The following is a 16,637-nucleotide window of genomic DNA, read 5'->3' as shown; positions in this document are numbered from 1 at the left end:
GCACGCTAACGTTACCAAAGGGGGTACTATAGTATGAAACGTCTGATAGCAGGACTATTCTGTCTGCTGGTTTTTACGGCAGGCAGCGGGTTTGCTGATGAACTGAAAGATGCTTCTGACAGGTTACAGCCATTGACTGAGCGGATTGCAAAAATTAGCGCAGGTAAGGCTGCTGATTATTCAAAAAGCCAACTTGCTACGGCCCAGGAGACGCTTGGTGCAGTAAAAGCGGCAATCGCCGCAAAAAACGGTCCGCTTGCGCTGCAAAAAGCAGAACTGGTGGATCTTCAGCTGACCATTGCCGAGGCCAAGGGGGCCGAGATGGAGGCAGCTGAACAGTTAGTGCTGCGGAGAGCAGAATTGAAAAAACTTGAGGCTCAGTTTGATCAGTTGTTGCAGACAGGAGGGAAGTGATATGACACGAATGTATCTGTTCGTTCTCATTATGGTGAGTGTCATCTGCAGCGGATCTTTAGCCTTTGCAGCAGATAAGATTGATTATCCTGCAAAAATTGCTGCGGCAAAGACCGGTATTGAAGAACTTGCAGCCAAGGTAGGCAATTATCCCCAGGCCTTGACGGAAATAGACAAGGCACGTGCCTCCTTAAAAAAGGCAGAGCAGGGCTATGATAAGGGGCGGCAGTGGATGGGGCTTGGCGGGCTTAAGCCGGAAGCAGAACAGGAGATTGCCCATAACCTGCAGATGGTAGATATGGCGCTGGTTCTAACTGGTTCACGGGCTGCCACAGGTCGTGCTGGAGAGGAAACTGCTGCGGTTGATAAACAGCTGACTCTGATGAAGGCCAGGGTTAAGCAACTTGAAGAGCGTAAGCAGAGCGAAGACAAGCTGCGTCAGGATCTGCAGAAGTGTGAGACCGCTTCCAAAGAGTTGACCACCATAAAGGCTGATCAGGCAAAGCTTTCTGCGCAACTTGAGCAGGTTGCTGCAGAGAAGAAAAAGCTGGAGACGCAGAACCTAGTGCTTGCTGATGAAAAAGCCGCCCTGGCTGCCCAGATTGAGGCATTAAAAAAGGCTTCAACTGCACCGGCAGCAGCAGCTCAAACACCGCAAACGACAACACCACCCGCGGCCAAGTAGCTGATTGTAGCTATATATCGTCACAACATTACGGCCCCCTGCACCAGCATGGGGCCGTAATGCTTGATGAGGCATTGTATTTGCTTCAGGACTTTGTTAAAAATGTTCATCGGTTGCCTGGAATTAGGTGTGTAAGGGCTTAAAACAGAAAAGGGTCACGCCTTTAGGCGTAACCCCCTAATTTTTCTGGTCGGGATGACTAGATTCGAACTAGCGACCCCCTACTCCCGAAGCAGGTGCGCTACCAGGCTGCGCTACATCCCGAAGAAAAATATATAACTTTTTATGCTTGCGCTTGTCAACAGCAAGTCGCACTGGAGGGGACATGTCCACCGCTGATATCCGTACTGAAATCCGGCACCTGCTCAAGGAGCGCAATGCCGTTTTGCTGGCCCACAACTACATGCGTGACGAGGTGCAGGCCATTGCCGACATCACCGGCGATTCACTGCAGCTTTCCATGGAGGCCGCCAAGACCGCTGCCGACGTGATTGTCTTTTGCGGTGTGCATTTTATGGCTGAATCTGCCGCAATTCTTTCGCCCGGTAAAAAAGTGTTGCTGCCACGGGCCGATGCCGGTTGTCCCATGGCTGATATGGTGGATGTTTCCGGTCTGCAGGCATTGAAGGCTCAGCACCCCGGCCTGCCGGTGGTGACCTATGTCAACTCGTCGGCAGCGGTCAAGGCAGAGTCAGATATCTGCTGTACCTCAGCCAATGCGGTCTCGGTGGTGCGGTCTCTGAAAGAGCAGAAGCTGATCTTTGCGCCGGACCGCAACCTGGGACGCTGGATCGCCAAACAGCTGCCGGACAAGGAGTTTATCTACTGGGAAGGCTACTGCCCTACCCATGAGCGGCTGACCGCTGACAGGGTACAGGAGATCAAGGCCGCCCATCCTGACGCCCTGTTCATCTGCCACCCGGAATGCGCCCCCGAGGTCTCAGCCCTGGCTGACCATGTCTGCTCCACCAGCGGCATGTATAGCTACTGTGCTAAGAGTACGACCAAAAAGTTCATCATCGGCACCGAAGCCGGGATTCTCTTCAAGCTGCGGGAGGATAGCCCGGACAAAGAATTTATCCTGGCCTCGCCAGCCCTGATCTGCCCCAACATGAAGCTGACCTCTCTGGAGGATATCCTGCTGGCGCTGCAGACCATGCAGCCGACCGTGACCGTGAGCGAAGAGGTCAGGCTTAAGGCCCAGGCTGCGCTGGATAAAATGCTTGCTGTACCGAGGGATTAACCATGCCTGATTATCTTGGCGCCCATATGTCCATCTCCGGTGGCCTGCATAAGTCGATTGAGCGGGCCGTTGCTGCCGGTTGCGGTACCCTGCAGATCTTTACCCGCTCCTCCAACCAGTGGAAAGGCAAGCCGATCAGCGACAAGGATGCGGACCTGTTCCGCAGCAGCTTTGCTGCCTCTGGCCTGCATGAGGTCATCTCTCACGACATCTACCTGATCAATCTGGCAGCCCCGGAAGGGGATACCCGCGACAAGAGCCTGATCGCCTTTGGCGATGAAATGGCCACCTGTGCCAGGCTGGGGATCAACAAGATCGTGATGCACCCCGGTTCCCACACCACCGATTCACCTGAGGTCGGGCTAGAGCGGGTGATCAGTGCCTTTGATCAGCTGTTTGAACAGACCCCTGAGTATGAAGGACTGATACTGCTGGAGACCACTGCCGGACAGGGCACCAACCTGGGGCGCACCTTTGAAGAGCTGCAGACCATCATCAACGGTTCAAAGTATCCAGATCGCTTTGGAGTCTGCTTTGATACCTGCCACACCTTTGCTGCCGGTTACAACACCGCCACACCGGAAGGGTACGCAGATGTCATGGCGCAGTTTGATCGGCTGCTGGGGATTGAGCGGCTGCACTGTTTTCACTTCAATGATTCCAAAAAAGGGCTGGGCAGCCGAGTGGACCGCCATGAGCATATCGGTCAGGGCACCTTGGGGCTGGAGCCGTTTCGTTTCATCATGAACGACCCCCGTTTTGTTGCCATTCCGAAGATACTGGAAACCCCCAAGGGGGATGACGATGCCATGGACCAGGTCAATCTGGCTCTGCTGAGAAGCTTACCAGAAGTTTGACAATCCTGAAAACCGCGCTATAACAATTACGGTGTTTTTACTATCCCTCATGAGGTGAGCATGACGATTACCTGCCCCCACTGCGGCGCCAGCGGCCAGCTGGACGATTCAAAACGACCTGTCGGTGCAACCAGTATCAACTGCCCCCGCTGCAAGCAAAGTTTCCCGCTCCCTCCACTGGAATCAGCAGCTGTTGCCCCGCCCGTAATCCCGGTGCCGCCAGCGCTGGCAGCTGAACCGGCTCCACTACGGCCCTGCCCGGCCTGTGGCGGGATTATCGAAGGCAGCGGCGGACTTTGCAACGCCTGCGAGGCAGCCCGCAACCGCCAGTCAGCAGCGGGCAATGGAGCCATTACACTTCCTCCGTCTGTTGCTGCAGCTGAAGACAGAAGCTCCGGCAACTGCGCTGTCTGCAAGGGGCGTTTTGCCCAAAGCCAGATGGTCCGCTTTGGCGATAAGCTGGTCTGCGCCTCCTGCAAGCCGACCTACGTGCAGATGCTGGCCATGGGGATGGGAAATACCGGCGATCTGCGCTATGCCGGTTTCTGGATCCGCTTCGGTGCTAAAATGATCGACGGTATTATCCTCTGGGTCGTAAACTTTGCCACCACCATGGCAACAACCTTTCTGATCGCCTCAAACAACTCCCCACAGATGGCAATTGTGGCAGCCATTATGAATGTGTGTATCCAGGTTGGAGTTGGTATTGCCTACAACATCTACTTTCTGAGTGGAAATCATCAGGCAACTCCCGGCAAGATGGCCTGTGGTCTGAAGGTGGTCACTGCTGATGGTGACAAGATCAGCGCTGGCCGTGCGGTGGGACGTTATTTTGCTGAGATGCTGAGCGGTATGATCATGGCGATCGGCTATATTATGGCTGCCTTTGATGATGAAAAACGTACCTTGCACGACCGGATCTGTAACACCAGGGTGGTTTTCAAGTAATGACCTCTGGTGAACGTTCGCTTTTCCCTCTGCTGTGCAGCTCCTGCCATACACCGTTACCGGCAGCACTTTGCAACAGTGGTGAATCAATCCACTGTCCGCACTGTTCAAGGCAGCTGCAGGTTGAACTGTTTCCGGCTATTCTGCGACCACTGCATGAAGGTGGCAGTGTCGGTCTGCAGGTGGCAGAGGGGGAGGCAAGCTGCTTTTATCACCCGGACAAGCAGGCGGTTAAAATCTGCAGTAGTTGCGGCCGTTTTATCTGCAGTCTCTGTGAGATTGATCTGGCTGGACGCTGCCTCTGTCCGGTCTGCCTGGAGCAGGGCCGCCAGAATGAACAGCTTTCTGAACTGGTCACCAAGCGAACCCTGCATGACAGCATTGCCCTGAACACAACCCTGTTACCGCTCTTGATCTGGCCCGTAACCCTAATCACCGCGCCGATCGCCTTGTATCTTGCTGTAACTGCCTGGCGCAAACCTTCCAGTATCCTGCCCCGCACCAGGATACGGATTATTCTGGCGCTGCTGTTTTCAGTGCTGCAAATAATTGGCTGGGCTGCGCTGGGTGTATTCCTGTTTCAGAAGTGGAACTCATGACCAGCCCGGCCCAACCGATCAAATACCGCCGTATAGCCCGTGGTAGCATTGCCATGATCATGCGTTGTTCGCTTTGGTTGGGTGATGACCATCTGCTGTCAGTTAAATCCACCGGGTATACCGAAGATTATGTGCGGATTTACCTGAAAGACCTGAAAGGGATCGTGTCACAGCGCACCAAGACCTGGATGCTGCTTAATATCTTGCTGGGGATTGTCGTTGGTCTGTGCGGGATCGTTATCCTGAATACCAACGATATTTTTTCAGGCGGCACCATTGCACTTTTTATTGTAGGTACGCCGTTTCTGATCGTTTTTCTGGTCAATCTGCTCAAAGGTCCCACCTGCAAGACCAATCTGCTGACCCCGCTGGGGCTGGTCGATATCCCTGCCCTGCAGCGAACCCGTAAGGTAACCCGCCTGATTCAGGAACTGCGGCCTCTGGTCGCTGCCCAGCAGGGCAGTATGCTGCGTAGTGAACTGCTGTCCCGTTATGACAACCAACGGACAGGCGCACCCTCCACCCCGGCACCGTCACCAACCCCATGAGCAGTCTGAAGGTTCAGCGCTGTTTTAACCATGCAAACCGCGAGGCAGTGGCCCGCTGTGCCCAATGCGGCAATTTTTTCTGCCGTGAATGTGTCACGGAACATGCTGGCAGAATGACCTGTGCCCGCTGCCTGGGGCGACCGGCCGATACAGCCCGTTCTTTCCGTTTCCGCAGCATTCTAACCGGCGTTATGCAGCTTGGGATCGGTTTGTTGATTCTCTGGTTCTGCTTTTTCATGGCAGGCCGCGGCCTGCTGCTGATCCCCTCGTCATTTCATGAAGGTCATATCTGGCGTTTGTTTGAGGAACACCCATGATCCTGCGTCCCAAGAGTCTTGAAAAAGGGATCGGGGCTGTGGAACTGCTGGAACAGGCCACCGCCCTGCTGCGCCAGACTCCGCTGGATACCCTGGCCAGCTATTATCTGGGCACCCTGCCGTTTATGCTGGTGCTGCTCTGGTTTTGGGCTGATATGAGCCGCAGTGCCGATGCAGACCTGCGGCTGGCCGGAGGTGCGCTGGCCCTGTCGATCCTGTTTATTTGGATGAAGGTCTGGCAAAGCCGCTTTTCAGGTCGTCTGCTGATGCAACTGGGGGGGGCTGCCGAGCTGCCTTCCCTTACCGGTAGTGTCATGGTGCAGGGCGGCCTGCAGCCGTGGGGTTTTATCATCCTGCCGCTGGCTGGGCTGATAACCCTGCCGTTTGGCTGGTGTTATGCCTTTTTTCAGAACATTACCGTATTGGGCGGACCGGATTGGCGCACCGTGCAACGTAAGGCACGTCGGCTGGCCCTGCTCTGGCCCGGTCAAAACCACTTGCTGCTGGCGCTGTTATCACTTGTTTTTCTTGTGCTGTTTGCCAATATTGCGGTTGGTGTCTACTTCCTGCCCCGTCTGCTCAAGAGCCTGTTCGGGATTGAGACCATCTTTACCCGCAGTAACCAGATGCTGCTTAACTCAACCTTTTGGGCTGCGATCGCCGTCATCACCCAGCTCTGTCTTGATCCACTGATCAAGGCCTGCTACGTGCTGCGCTGCCACTATGGGGAATCTCTGTCCAGCGGCGCTGATCTGCGGGCCCAGATACAGACGGTTTCAGGCCGGGCAACCCTGCTGGTGCTTCTTCTCTCTTTCAGCCTTCTAACCTGTGTCTCTCTGCCTGCCCACGCTGCTTCGCCGGTTGTTGAACCGCAACAACAGCTGCAGCAACGCGCAGCCCAGCTTGATCGGGCAGTTGAGCAGGTGATCAAGGACCCGCGTTTTGCCTGGCGTCTGCCACGTGAACACCACCAGCTGGAAAAGAGAGAACTGCCCGGTTTCATGCAGTCCATCATTACCTGGGTCCAGGATACCGCCGGTACGGTGGGAAGCTGGATTGGCGATGTCATCAAATGGCTGTATAAAAAACTGCCCAAGCCGTCATTTTCCGGGGCAAAACCTAACTGGGGCGGTAATTTTTCAGATATTGCACTGCTGCTGATGTACGTCCTGCTGGCGTTGCTGCTTTGCTTTGGGGCCATCTTTGCCTGGCGTCGGCTGCGTCGCACCCCTAAACCGGAAGCAGAACTGCCGATGCACACCCTGCAGGTGACGCCTGATCTCCACGATGAATCGGTTATTGCCAGTGAGCTGACCGAAGAACGCTGGTTGGCCCTGGCCCGTGAGCTGCTGGAAAAAGGAGAGCTGCGTCTGGGGCTGCGGGCGCTGTACCTGGCCACACTGGCTGCCTTGGCCGATGCAAAGCTGGTGAGCATCGCCCGCTGCAAGACCAACCACGATTACGAGCGGGAGCTGTTGCGCTTCAGCCATGCCATGCCCCGGTTAAGCGAGGCGTTTTCTCTGAACCTGCGGATCTTTGAGGCAGCCTGGTACGGTATGCACCTGCCGGATGACGAGACGGTCCGCAGCTACCTAGATAACCACCGGAGGATCACCAGCGATGTCCGCACGCAGTAAACTGCTGATCCTCACCTTCTGCCTGTTGCTGGTTCTGGCGGCTGCCTCCCTCTACCAGCTCTTTGCCTTGCGTTTTGAAGCCGGGGATATCTTTCCGGCAGGTTCATCCCTGCGCAGTGATCCCCAGGGAAGCATGGCGCTGTACCAGGCCCTGGAGCGCACCGGTAGGGTTAAGCTACAGCGTAATTATCGCTCCCTTGCCCACCAGAAGGTAACCGCAAGCACGATCCTGCTGCTGGGCAATAGTCACCACGAACTGGCTACTGCTGACAAGAAAGAGATTGCCGAGCTGGATCAGCTGGTTGCGGCAGGCAATCGGGTGGTGGTTGCCTTTAATCCGGTTACCACAGCACCGGCGTGTACATCTGCACCTGCAGCAAAACCTGTTGGTCCAAAGCCACCAAAGCCGGTTAAAGCAGCGGATACCGCATGGGGGATCAGCACAGGTTATCTTCCCGCAGCAGAAGCCCCTGACAAGACGCTGGTCAAGGCGACCCTTGTTGAGCCGGGATTGGCCCTGCCAGCAGAGATCCGCCTGTTGTCACGTCTGACCCTGCAGCCGCCGCCAACCGGCTGGCGCACCATCTATGCCGTTGATGGGAAGGCGGTACTGCTGGAGCGCAGTATCGGCAGCGGCAGTCTGGTGCTGGTGTCAGACAGTTCGCTCTTCAGCAACGAGGCACTCAAGGCAGATCGCCAGGCAGCGCTGCTGGTCTGGCTGATGGGGGAACACCGCAGAATTATCTTTGATGAATACCATCTCGGGGTGAGTGAGCAGGGGGGCATCATGGCGCTGGCCCGCCGTTTTGGCCTGCTGCCACTTATTGGGGTGCTGTTGCTGCTGGCAGGGCTGTATATCTGGCAGCAGTCAATCCCCCTGATCTCTGCTGCAGGCCCAGGTTCCGATGATCGGGCCGTTGGGGTGACCCACGACAGTTTCAGTGGTCTGGTGAGCCTGCTGCAACGGAACATTCCGGTCAATCAGCTGCTGAAGGTCTGCTGTCAGGAATGGCAAAAGAGCTTTAAACGTGAGTTGGAGCAGGATGCCGGGTTACGTAAAGAACTACACGATGCAATGACTGCGCAGGATGATCCGGTGGCACGCTATCAGCGGATTGCCCGGCTGCGGGCAGAGAGGATGAGACGATGAACCAGGGGTTGCAACAGTTGATCGCAGTGGTACAGGCGCTAAAGGGTGAGTTGGGCAAGGTGATCATCGGCCAGCATGAGGTGATTGACCGGGTGCTGGTGGCGCTTTTGACCGGGCAGCATGCCCTGATTGAAGGGGTGCCGGGGATCGGCAAGACCCTGCTGGTGCGCACCCTGGCCAAGGTGGTGGGCGGCCGTTTTTCCCGGATCCAGTTTACCCCGGACCTGATGCCCACCGACATCACCGGCTCCAACATCTTCAACATGAAGGAAAACGAGTTCGTGCTGAACCCAGGCCCGATCTTCTGCAACTTCCTGCTGGCCGATGAGATCAACCGCGCCCCGTCCAAGACCCAGTCTGCCCTGCTGCAGGCCATGCAGGAACGGCTGGTGACCATTGACCGCAAGAGCTACAGCCTGCCTGCCAGTTTTACGGTCTTTGCCACCCAGAACCCGGTGGAGTTTGAAGGTACCTACCCGCTGCCGGAGGCTCAGAAGGACCGCTTCATGCTGAAGATCACCATGCCGCCACCGACCCGTGAAGAGGAGCTGGCCCTGGTGCGCCGCACCCTGGGGAACGATGCGCCGGAGACGGTGCTGGCCGGTGATACGGTCCGCTGCGTGATCAGCGCCGATGATCTGGTGACCCTGCGCCAGGCCCTGATGACGCTGGTGGTGCAGGATGAGATTGCCGCCTATGCCCTGGAGGTGGTGCGAGCCACCCGCAGCCACCATGCCGTACTGTTGGGGGGCGGCCCCCGCGCCTCACAATCGCTGATCCTGGCTGCCCGGGCTGCTGCTGCCGTGGCAGGTCGTGACTTCATCACCCCGGACGATATCAAGATGATGGCCTTGCCGGTACTGGAGCATCGCCTGATTCTGCAGCCTGATTACGAGATTGAGGGACTGACGCCCGGCGAGGTGATCGGCTCGATCCTGCAGGAGGTCACGGTTCCCCGGTGATCATCCCGGCCCCGGCCATACTGCGGCTTATTGCCGCCACCCTGATTCCGGCTGCCCTGCTGTATGCGGTTACCCCCCAGTTCCGGCCGCTGCTGCTCTTTGTGCCGCCACTGGTGGGGATTGTTGCGCTGGCTGATCTGTTGGCTCTGTTCCGTTACCGTAACCAGCTGACCGTGACGGCTCCCCCGCGTCTGTCGCTGATCTGTGGCCGATCAGGCCAACTGGGGATCACCATCCGGGCCATTAATCAGGCTGGTTTTGATCTGCAGGTGGGGTTGGGCCTGCCCACCAGCTTTAGCTCCCCTTTCCGGGAAACCCGGCTGAAGCTGACCAAGGGAGGGGATGCGGTCTGTCTGGACTGGCCCCTGACCGGCAGCCAACGGGGCAGGTTTCAGGTAACAGAATGCGCCCTGCGGATAGGTTCCCCTTTTCGCCTCTGGAGGTTGCAGACCCGTCATCAGGTCGCCACAGAACTGCGGGTCTATCCCAATCTACGGGCAGAACGCCGCCGTCTGGCAAGCCTGTTTCTGGAACGCAATGACCGGCAGCTGCAGGCCCAGCGCCAACGTGGCCAAGGCAGGGAGTTTGACCGTCTGCGCCAGTATCAGACCGGCGACAGTCTGGCGGATATCCACTGGAAGGCCACTGCCAAACGTCGTCAGCTGATCACCAAAGAGTACCAGATTGAACGGACCCAAGAGGTTTACCTGCTGATTGATAGCTCCCGTCTGAGCGGCAGGCCGGTGCCCACCGCTGAAGGGGGTAGTGAGCCGTTTCTGGAGCAGGCGGTGCGTACCGCCCTGATTCTGGGCTCCGTGGCCCAGCGGCAGGGAGACCTGTTTGGGGTGGCGGCCTTTGGCAGTCGGGTACAGGGCTTTGTGCGGGCCAAGACCGGTAAGACCCACTTTGGCCACTGCCGCGACCTGCTCTACACCGTTCAGCCCGGTGAGGACAGCCCCTCCTTTGGTGAACTGGCCACCTTCATGGCTGCCCGCCTGCGTCGGCGAGCCCTGCTGATCTTTATTGCGCCGCTGGATGAACCGGCCCTGGCCGAGGAGTTTGTCCGGGCCATCCGGATTCTGTCCCGCCGCCATCTGATCTGTGTTGCCATGCCGCAACCATCCACCGCTGCCCCGCTGTTCAGCGATGCCAGGTTGCGCAGCAGCGATGAACTGTATCGCCATCTGGCCGGACACCTGACCTGGCATCAGTTGCGGGAGCTGCAGCAGAAGCTGCGTCTGCAGGGGATCAGGCTGTTGCTGGTGAAGGATGAGCGGCTGTCTGCTGATCTGGTCTCCCATTATCTGGATGTGAAACGGAAACAACTGCTATGATCATCGATCTGGAACGTTTTACGGCAACAGAAAAGCCGTTCTGGGATGAACTGGAGCGGTTGCTCAAACGGGTTGAGAACGATCCGGCCTGCAGGCTGGGGGTTGAGGGGGCTGCCCGTTTTCACTACCTCTACCAGCGGGCCAGCGCCGGTCTGGCCCGGCTTGATGGTCTGGCAGCGCCGCTTGAGTTCCGTCGCTATCTGGAAAGTCTGGTGGCCCGGGCCTATGGCGAGATCCACTCAACCAGAGACAATGCCCACCGTCTGGTGCCCCGTACCTGGTTGCTGGAGAGCTTCCCTCAAACCTTCAGGCGCCATATCCGCCAGTTCCAACTGGCCGTACTGATCACCATTGTTGGCGCGATTTTTGGCGCAGCCATCCTGATGGTGGCGCCGGAAGAAAAGGGGATGCTGCTGCCCTTTGATCATCTGCATGGCTCACCAACAGAGCGGGTGGCCAAGGAAGAGCAGGAGGCGGGCAAGCGGCTGGCCGGTCACAAGGCAACCTTTTCCAGCAGCCTGATGACCCACAACACCCAGGTTTCCATCGCCTGCATGGCCACCGGCATGACCTGGGGGGTGGGGACCATCATCCTGCTGTTCTACAACGGCGTAATCCTGGGGGCGGTGGTGCTGGATTACCTTGCTGCCGGACAGGGGATTTTTCTGGCTGGCTGGCTGCTGCCCCATGGGGTGATTGAGATACCGGCCATCCTGATCGCCGGGCAGGCCGGTCTGGTGCTGGCAACGACCCTGATCGGCAAGGGCAGCGGCCTGACCCTGGTGGCCCGGATGCGGAAGGTCTGGGCTGATCTGACCACCCTGATCGGCGGGGTAGGGCTGATGCTGGTCTGGGCAGGTATTGTGGAGGCATTTTTCTCCCAGTATCACGAACCGGTGCTGCCCTACAGTGTCAAGATCGCCTTTGGCGTGGTTGAATTGTGCCTGCTGGTGCTGTTTCTGGGCCGTTCAGGCCGGGGCGGGAAGGTGGCTAAGCGTGGCTGAACAGACCACTACCCTGCAGATTCGCACCCCGGAGGGGATCCGCTTCTCCCTGCTACTGGCCGGTCCCACCAGTCGTCTGCTGGCGCTGCTGGTGGACTTTAGTTGTATCACGGTCGCAACCACCACCATCAGTACGGTCTTAAGGCTGTTTGCGCTGATCAGCCAGGATATCTTTATGGCCCTGACGATCCTGTCCGGTTTTGTGATCTCCATCGGCTACGGCATCGGCTGTGAATGGTACTGGCAGGGGCAGACCGTGGGCAAGCGCCTGCTGCATCTGCGAGTCATGGATGAACAAGGCTTAAAACTACAGTTCAGTCAGGTGGTGATCAGAAACCTGCTGCGGATCGTTGATTCTCTGCCCGCGCTCTATCTGGTGGGGGGGATTGCCAGCCTGACCAGCCGCAAATGCCAGCGTCTGGGTGATCTGGCTGCCGGAACCATCGTGATCCGTACCCCCAAGGTGCAACTGCCTGATCTGGAACAGCTTGGCACAGAGAAGTTTAACTCACTGGCGGCCTATCCCCATCTGGTGGCCCGACTGCGGCAGAAGGTCAGCCGTGAAGAAGGGGCGATTGCCCTGCGGGCCCTGATCCGGCGGGAAGAACTTGACCCGGCTGCCCGGCTGGAGCTGTTCCGTGAACTGGCAGCCCTGTTCCGCAGCCAGGTGGCCTTCCCCGGCGAAGCGGTGGACGGGGTTTCCGATGAACGCTATGTCCGCAATGTGGTGGAACTGCTGTTTGAACAGCGCGGGCGGCAGTCCTGAAACAGCATTACTCACGCAAGAGGCGGAGACGCAAAGGTTAACATCAAGTAGTTACCGTATTTATGGGCAAACACGTCGGGCTACTCCTTCCGTTTTCGTAACACACCGATTTTCTCCGCGTACTCTACGGCACCACATGAGTAACTGTCGTCTTAAGGTTTAAAGATCTCCGTAAATCCGTAGAATCTGCGTTCTGTCATCATGGCCTTTCATCGGTTCTCTATAAAGGAGTCTGCACATGTCTGAACCCCTTTTCCCCTCCTTTGGCATCCTGCTGGTGGATGATGAACCGGCCTGGCTGCGCTCTGTATCCCTGACCCTTGAACGTTCTGCAGGCATCACCAATATCCGCAGCTGTGCTGACAGCCGCCAAGTCATGGAGATACTGGCCGGGGGCGGGTTTGGCCTGGTGCTGCTGGACCTGACCATGCCCCACCTCTCAGGTGAAAAGCTGCTGACCCTGATCGCTGAGCAGCACCCTGAAATCACCTGCATCGTGATCAGTGGCCTGAATCAGGTGGAAACAGCGGTTAACTGCATCAAAAAAGGAGCCTTTGACTACTTTGTCAAGACCGTGGAAGAGGATCGCCTGACCGGCGGGGTGCTGCGGGCGATCAGGTTGCTGGAGCTGGAGCGGGAAAACCGGGAGATGCATAGCCGCCTGCTAAGCGGAGGTCTGCGCAGACCGGAACTGTTCAGCCCGTTTGTCACTGGTGATCCAGCCATGCTGACCCAGTTCGCCTATATCGAAGCAGTTGCTAAAAGCCCCCAACCGCTCTTGATTACTGGCGAAAGTGGCACTGGCAAGGAACTGCTGGCACGGGCTGCCCATGCTGCCTCCGGCTGCAAGGGACCGCTGGTGGCGGTCAACGTGGCCGGATTGGATGACACCGTCTTCAGCGACACCCTTTTTGGCCACCAGCGCGGCGCCTACACCGGTGCTGACCAACCCCGCAAAGGGATGATCGAAGAGGCCAGCGACGGCACCCTGTTTCTGGACGAAATCGGTGATCTCTCCATCGCCTCGCAGGTCAAGCTGCTGCGGCTGCTGCAGGAAGGTGAATACTACCCGCTGGGCAGTGATCGCCCCAAGCGTTTACGGGCTCGGGTGATCGTGGCCACCCATGCTGATCTGGCAACTAAAGAGGCATCAGGCCAGTTCCGGCGTGATCTCTACTACCGCCTGAAGACCCATCAGGTACGGATTCCAGCCCTGCGGGACCGGCGCTGCGACATCCCGCTGTTGCTGGAACACTTTCTGGCTGAGGCGGCCCAGGCGTTGGGCAAGAAAAAACCAACTGCCCCGCGGGAACTGGCCCAGTTGCTGGCCACCTACTCCTTTCCCGGTAATGTACGGGAGCTGAAGGCGCTGGTCTATGATGCGGTCAGTCTGCACACTGGCGGTGTACTCTCTATGGAACGCTTCATCAACGCCATTGGCCCCCAGGCAGCCACTCCGACAACAGCCGCCCCGGAACGACGCAACCCGTTTCTCTGCTGCGAACGGCTACCGACCTTCAGCGAGGCAGCCGAGCTGTTGGTCAATGAGGCGATGCAGCGCAGCAACGGCAACCAGACCATTGCAGCCCGCCTGCTGGGGATCTCGCAGCCGGCCCTCTCTAAACGGTTGAAGCAACGTGACCTGTAAAAATAGAGATGAGAGGTAGCTCAGATGAAAAAGCTGCTCAGTACGCTTCTATTGGTGGCTATGACTGTTCCGACTTGGGGTGCTGATGATACACCTCTAAAATCGCCAGCCTTTATCGAGTATGTATCCCCCGAACAATCTGTCTGGACGACTCGCACCGCCAAGACAGGTGAACCGCTCAACCCGTTACTGTGTGTGGCAGACAAACTGTTCAGCAAAGCTAACATTCCCTGGCATAGCCGCAGCTATCCAGCCGCGAGGATGTTTAAGAGCCTGCAGGACGGTACGGCGCAGTTTTCCATGCTGGTTAAATCTCCGGCCTTACAGGAATGTTGCTTACTTAGTCGCAAACCCGTGACAGTTTTGCAAATCCGGGTGTATCACCTTGATGGCAAGGCACCGATCAAGAGCCTTAACGATCTGGCTGGCAAGAACATCATTACCATCCACGGCTACAGCTATGGTAGCCTCTTCAGATTCTTTGACGACAAACGCAATCGGATCACCAACAATGTCGTGCAGACCCCTACTGCAGCATTCAGAATGCTGGCGGTGCAACGTGCAGATTACGTGATTGATTATGTTGGACCGGCTTCTGAAGTTCTTGCGACCACGCCCATACCGGGAATTCTCTGGGAAGTTCTGTCGAGACAGGATGTATATCTGGTACTTGCAAAGAATTATCCAGACGCCCCCAAAGTAATGGCCCACCTGGAGGCTATTGCCGCCACAATCGATGTTGAAAAGATTCTTTGGGAAGCTCAACAAAGGAGTATACATCCATGAGTCGTATACAGGTCAAACAACTGGCGCTTGCCCACTCAGAGTCCGGCCTGCATTGCGCTGAATCCGTGGCATCAGCCATCACCCAACTGTTTTGTCCTGAGCAAACTGAGATCGCCTGCCGGATGGCGACCGGCTTTGGCGGCGGTCTGGCTGGTTCCCGACAGGAGGCATGCGGCGCATTGACCGGCGGTGTGCTTGCCATCGGCCTGCTTTGCGGCAGGACAACCCCGGAACAGGGCAGAGAAACGGCCTACCGGATCAGCGCTGCCTACCGGGAGCGATTCATAGCACGTTTCGACGCCAGCATCTGCCAGACCCTTCGTGACAGTTTCAGCACTGACGACACCAGAACAGCCTGCCGCAGCCTGACCGCCGAAGCAGCGGGGATGCTGTATGATATTTTGCAGGAGCATGGCTATCTGCTAAAAACAGCATAAAGATATGGAGGTCGTTAGTTTTGTTGATCATTCTAGAACCTTAGCGGACAGGCGCATTTTTAGAATTCAACCTGTCCCCTTTTCTGTATCAGGTGTTCATGCGGGTGTTTTCGGGTATATTTATGGGTAATCCTGATTGCGTTTGTGGGTATTTAAGGGTATTGTTTTGGGTGGGAGCACAAACCTATGATCAAAACATCTTCAATTACCATTACTACCCAGATACTGAATCTTATCGCCGAACTCGATGAATTCAAGGGACGCTGGGAACTGCTTGGCCGGCTGGCTCCTGACAAGCTCGGTTCGCTTAAACGTGTGGCAACCATTGAATCCGTTGGCTCATCCACCAGAATTGAAGGATCCAGACTGTCTGATTTTCAGGTTGAAACGCTACTAGCGAATCTGGAAATGCAATCGTTCCGCTCCCGTGATGAAGAGGAAGTAGCCGGTTACGCCGAGGCGATGAATACGATCCATGATGCATGGAAGCATATCCCCTTTACCGAGAACCACATCAAACAGCTCCACGGCATTACCCTGAAGTACAGCAGCAAAGATAGTGCCCACCGGGGAGAGTACAAGACCCTGCCTAACAACGTGGAGGCCTTTGATGCCGATGGCAAAAGCATCGGCGTTGTTTTTGAGACAGCGTCCCCTTTTGACACGCCGCGACTGATGGCTGAACTGGTCAGCGGAACAATGTTCGCCCTGCGGGAGAAAGAGCTACATCCGCTACTGGTGATCGGAGCGTTTGTCGTCCACTTTCTGGCCATCCACCCGTTCCAGGACGGCAATGGCCGCCTTTCCCGTGTCCTGACCACGCTGCTGCTCCTGCAAAGCGGCTACCGCCATGTGCCGTACAGTTCGCTGGAACGGATCGTAGAGGAAAACAAGGATGGTTATTACCGGGCACTGCGGGCATCACAGAAGTTGATTCGAAGCGAAGAGGAAAATCTGGATGACTGGCTGCGTTTCTTCCTGACCAGCCTGAAAAAGCAGAAAGAGATCCTGCTCGGCAAGATCGAGCAAGAACAGTTGCTGGAGAAGCTGGCGCCGCTGGAGGAAAATATGCTGACCATCGCTAGGGAGCGAGGCAGGATCACCATTGCCGATGCCGTAACCCTCCTGTCCGCCAATCGCAACACGGTCAAGCTGCACCTGCGCCAACTGGTTCAGCAGGGATATTTGGAACAACATGGCTCGGGTAAGGGAACGTGGTACTCGGTGGGGAGATAAGATGGCGGTATAACGGAGGCGGCCGATTGGCCGCCTCCGTTAATAGGTCTGCTGTCCCTAAAATTC

The 16,637-nt window shown here is 56.9% G+C and carries 18 protein-coding genes and 1 tRNA gene; 18 read left to right on the top strand and 1 reads right to left on the bottom strand.

The window, feature by feature from the left end; translation table 11 throughout:
- The first annotated feature begins 33 nt into the window (after window positions 1–33).
- A complete protein-coding gene (locus B5D39_RS01695; RefSeq protein WP_078788650.1) occupies window positions 34–414 on the top strand; it encodes a hypothetical protein in 381 nt (126 codons plus the stop codon).
- Between the two features lies 1 nt (window position 415).
- The gene (locus B5D39_RS01690; RefSeq protein ID WP_078788649.1) at window positions 416–1,099 is read left to right on the top strand and encodes a hypothetical protein; all 684 of its coding nucleotides are present in this window, start codon (window positions 416–418) and stop codon (window positions 1,097–1,099) included.
- 187 nt (window positions 1,100–1,286) lie between these two features.
- Here B5D39_RS01690 and B5D39_RS01685 read toward each other — a convergent pair.
- A tRNA-Pro gene (locus tag B5D39_RS01685) sits at window positions 1,287–1,363 on the bottom strand.
- Between the two features lie 61 nt (window positions 1,364–1,424).
- Here B5D39_RS01685 and nadA point away from each other — a divergent pair.
- The 16 genes from nadA to B5D39_RS01605 all read left to right on the top strand — a co-directional run bounded on the left by nadA (window position 1,425) and on the right by B5D39_RS01605 (window position 16,571).
- The gene (gene nadA, locus B5D39_RS01680; protein ID WP_078788648.1) at window positions 1,425–2,342 is read left to right on the top strand and encodes a quinolinate synthase NadA; all 918 of its coding nucleotides are present in this window, start codon (window positions 1,425–1,427) and stop codon (window positions 2,340–2,342) included.
- A 2-nt stretch (window positions 2,343–2,344) separates the two neighbouring features.
- Window positions 2,345–3,199: a deoxyribonuclease IV gene (locus B5D39_RS01675; protein WP_078788647.1), complete on the top strand. Its 855-nt coding sequence runs from the start codon at window positions 2,345–2,347 to the stop codon at window positions 3,197–3,199.
- A gap of 60 nt (window positions 3,200–3,259) precedes the next feature.
- Window positions 3,260–4,147 carry an RDD family protein gene (locus B5D39_RS01670; RefSeq protein ID WP_078788646.1) on the top strand — a complete coding sequence of 296 codons (888 nt, stop codon included), beginning with the start codon at window positions 3,260–3,262 and terminating at the stop codon, window positions 4,145–4,147.
- Window positions 4,147–4,746: a hypothetical protein gene (locus B5D39_RS01665; RefSeq protein WP_078788645.1), complete on the top strand. Its 600-nt coding sequence runs from the start codon at window positions 4,147–4,149 to the stop codon at window positions 4,744–4,746. Before B5D39_RS01670 ends, B5D39_RS01665 begins: the two co-directional genes overlap by 1 nt.
- Window positions 4,743–5,294 (top strand): C2 domain-containing protein, encoded by a 552-nt coding sequence (locus tag B5D39_RS01660; RefSeq protein WP_078788644.1) that lies wholly within the window; start codon window positions 4,743–4,745, stop codon window positions 5,292–5,294. Before B5D39_RS01665 ends, B5D39_RS01660 begins: the two co-directional genes overlap by 4 nt.
- Window positions 5,291–5,611 carry a hypothetical protein gene (locus B5D39_RS01655; RefSeq protein WP_078788643.1) on the top strand — a complete coding sequence of 107 codons (321 nt, stop codon included), beginning with the start codon at window positions 5,291–5,293 and terminating at the stop codon, window positions 5,609–5,611. Before B5D39_RS01660 ends, B5D39_RS01655 begins: the two co-directional genes overlap by 4 nt.
- Complete coding sequence (locus tag B5D39_RS01650) at window positions 5,608–7,248, top strand: DUF4129 domain-containing protein (protein WP_078788642.1); 1,641 nt, start codon at window positions 5,608–5,610, stop codon at window positions 7,246–7,248. Before B5D39_RS01655 ends, B5D39_RS01650 begins: the two co-directional genes overlap by 4 nt.
- Window positions 7,232–8,398 carry a DUF4350 domain-containing protein gene (locus B5D39_RS01645; protein ID WP_078788641.1) on the top strand — a complete coding sequence of 389 codons (1,167 nt, stop codon included), beginning with the start codon at window positions 7,232–7,234 and terminating at the stop codon, window positions 8,396–8,398. The genes B5D39_RS01650 and B5D39_RS01645 overlap by 17 nt, the downstream gene beginning before the upstream one ends.
- Window positions 8,395–9,360, top strand: coding sequence for an AAA family ATPase (locus tag B5D39_RS01640; protein ID WP_078788640.1), 966 nt, complete (start codon window positions 8,395–8,397; stop codon window positions 9,358–9,360). The genes B5D39_RS01645 and B5D39_RS01640 overlap by 4 nt, the downstream gene beginning before the upstream one ends.
- Entirely contained in the window at window positions 9,357–10,694 is a 1,338-nt protein-coding gene (locus B5D39_RS01635) for a DUF58 domain-containing protein (RefSeq protein ID WP_078788639.1), read from the top strand. The genes B5D39_RS01640 and B5D39_RS01635 overlap by 4 nt, the downstream gene beginning before the upstream one ends.
- Window positions 10,691–11,698 (top strand): stage II sporulation protein M, encoded by a 1,008-nt coding sequence (locus tag B5D39_RS01630; RefSeq protein WP_078788638.1) that lies wholly within the window; start codon window positions 10,691–10,693, stop codon window positions 11,696–11,698. Before B5D39_RS01635 ends, B5D39_RS01630 begins: the two co-directional genes overlap by 4 nt.
- On the top strand, window positions 11,691–12,464 hold the full coding sequence (locus tag B5D39_RS01625) for an RDD family protein (protein ID WP_078788637.1): 774 nt from the start codon (window positions 11,691–11,693) through the stop codon (window positions 12,462–12,464). The genes B5D39_RS01630 and B5D39_RS01625 overlap by 8 nt, the downstream gene beginning before the upstream one ends.
- 238 nt (window positions 12,465–12,702) lie before the next feature.
- A complete protein-coding gene (locus B5D39_RS01620) occupies window positions 12,703–14,112 on the top strand; it encodes a sigma-54-dependent transcriptional regulator (protein ID WP_078788636.1) in 1,410 nt (469 codons plus the stop codon).
- A gap of 24 nt (window positions 14,113–14,136) precedes the next feature.
- Window positions 14,137–14,898: a substrate-binding periplasmic protein gene (locus B5D39_RS01615; RefSeq protein ID WP_078788635.1), complete on the top strand. Its 762-nt coding sequence runs from the start codon at window positions 14,137–14,139 to the stop codon at window positions 14,896–14,898.
- A complete protein-coding gene (locus B5D39_RS01610) occupies window positions 14,895–15,335 on the top strand; it encodes a C-GCAxxG-C-C family protein (protein WP_078788634.1) in 441 nt (146 codons plus the stop codon). The genes B5D39_RS01615 and B5D39_RS01610 overlap by 4 nt, the downstream gene beginning before the upstream one ends.
- A gap of 186 nt (window positions 15,336–15,521) precedes the next feature.
- Window positions 15,522–16,571 (top strand): Fic family protein, encoded by a 1,050-nt coding sequence (locus B5D39_RS01605; RefSeq protein WP_078788633.1) that lies wholly within the window; start codon window positions 15,522–15,524, stop codon window positions 16,569–16,571.
- Window positions 16,572–16,637 lie beyond the last annotated feature (66 nt).

Source organism: Trichlorobacter thiogenes, assembly GCF_900167465.1.
GTDB classification, from domain to species: Bacteria; Desulfobacterota; Desulfuromonadia; order Geobacterales; family Pseudopelobacteraceae; genus Trichlorobacter; species Trichlorobacter thiogenes.
This window is presented reverse-complemented; position numbering and strand designations above follow the sequence as displayed.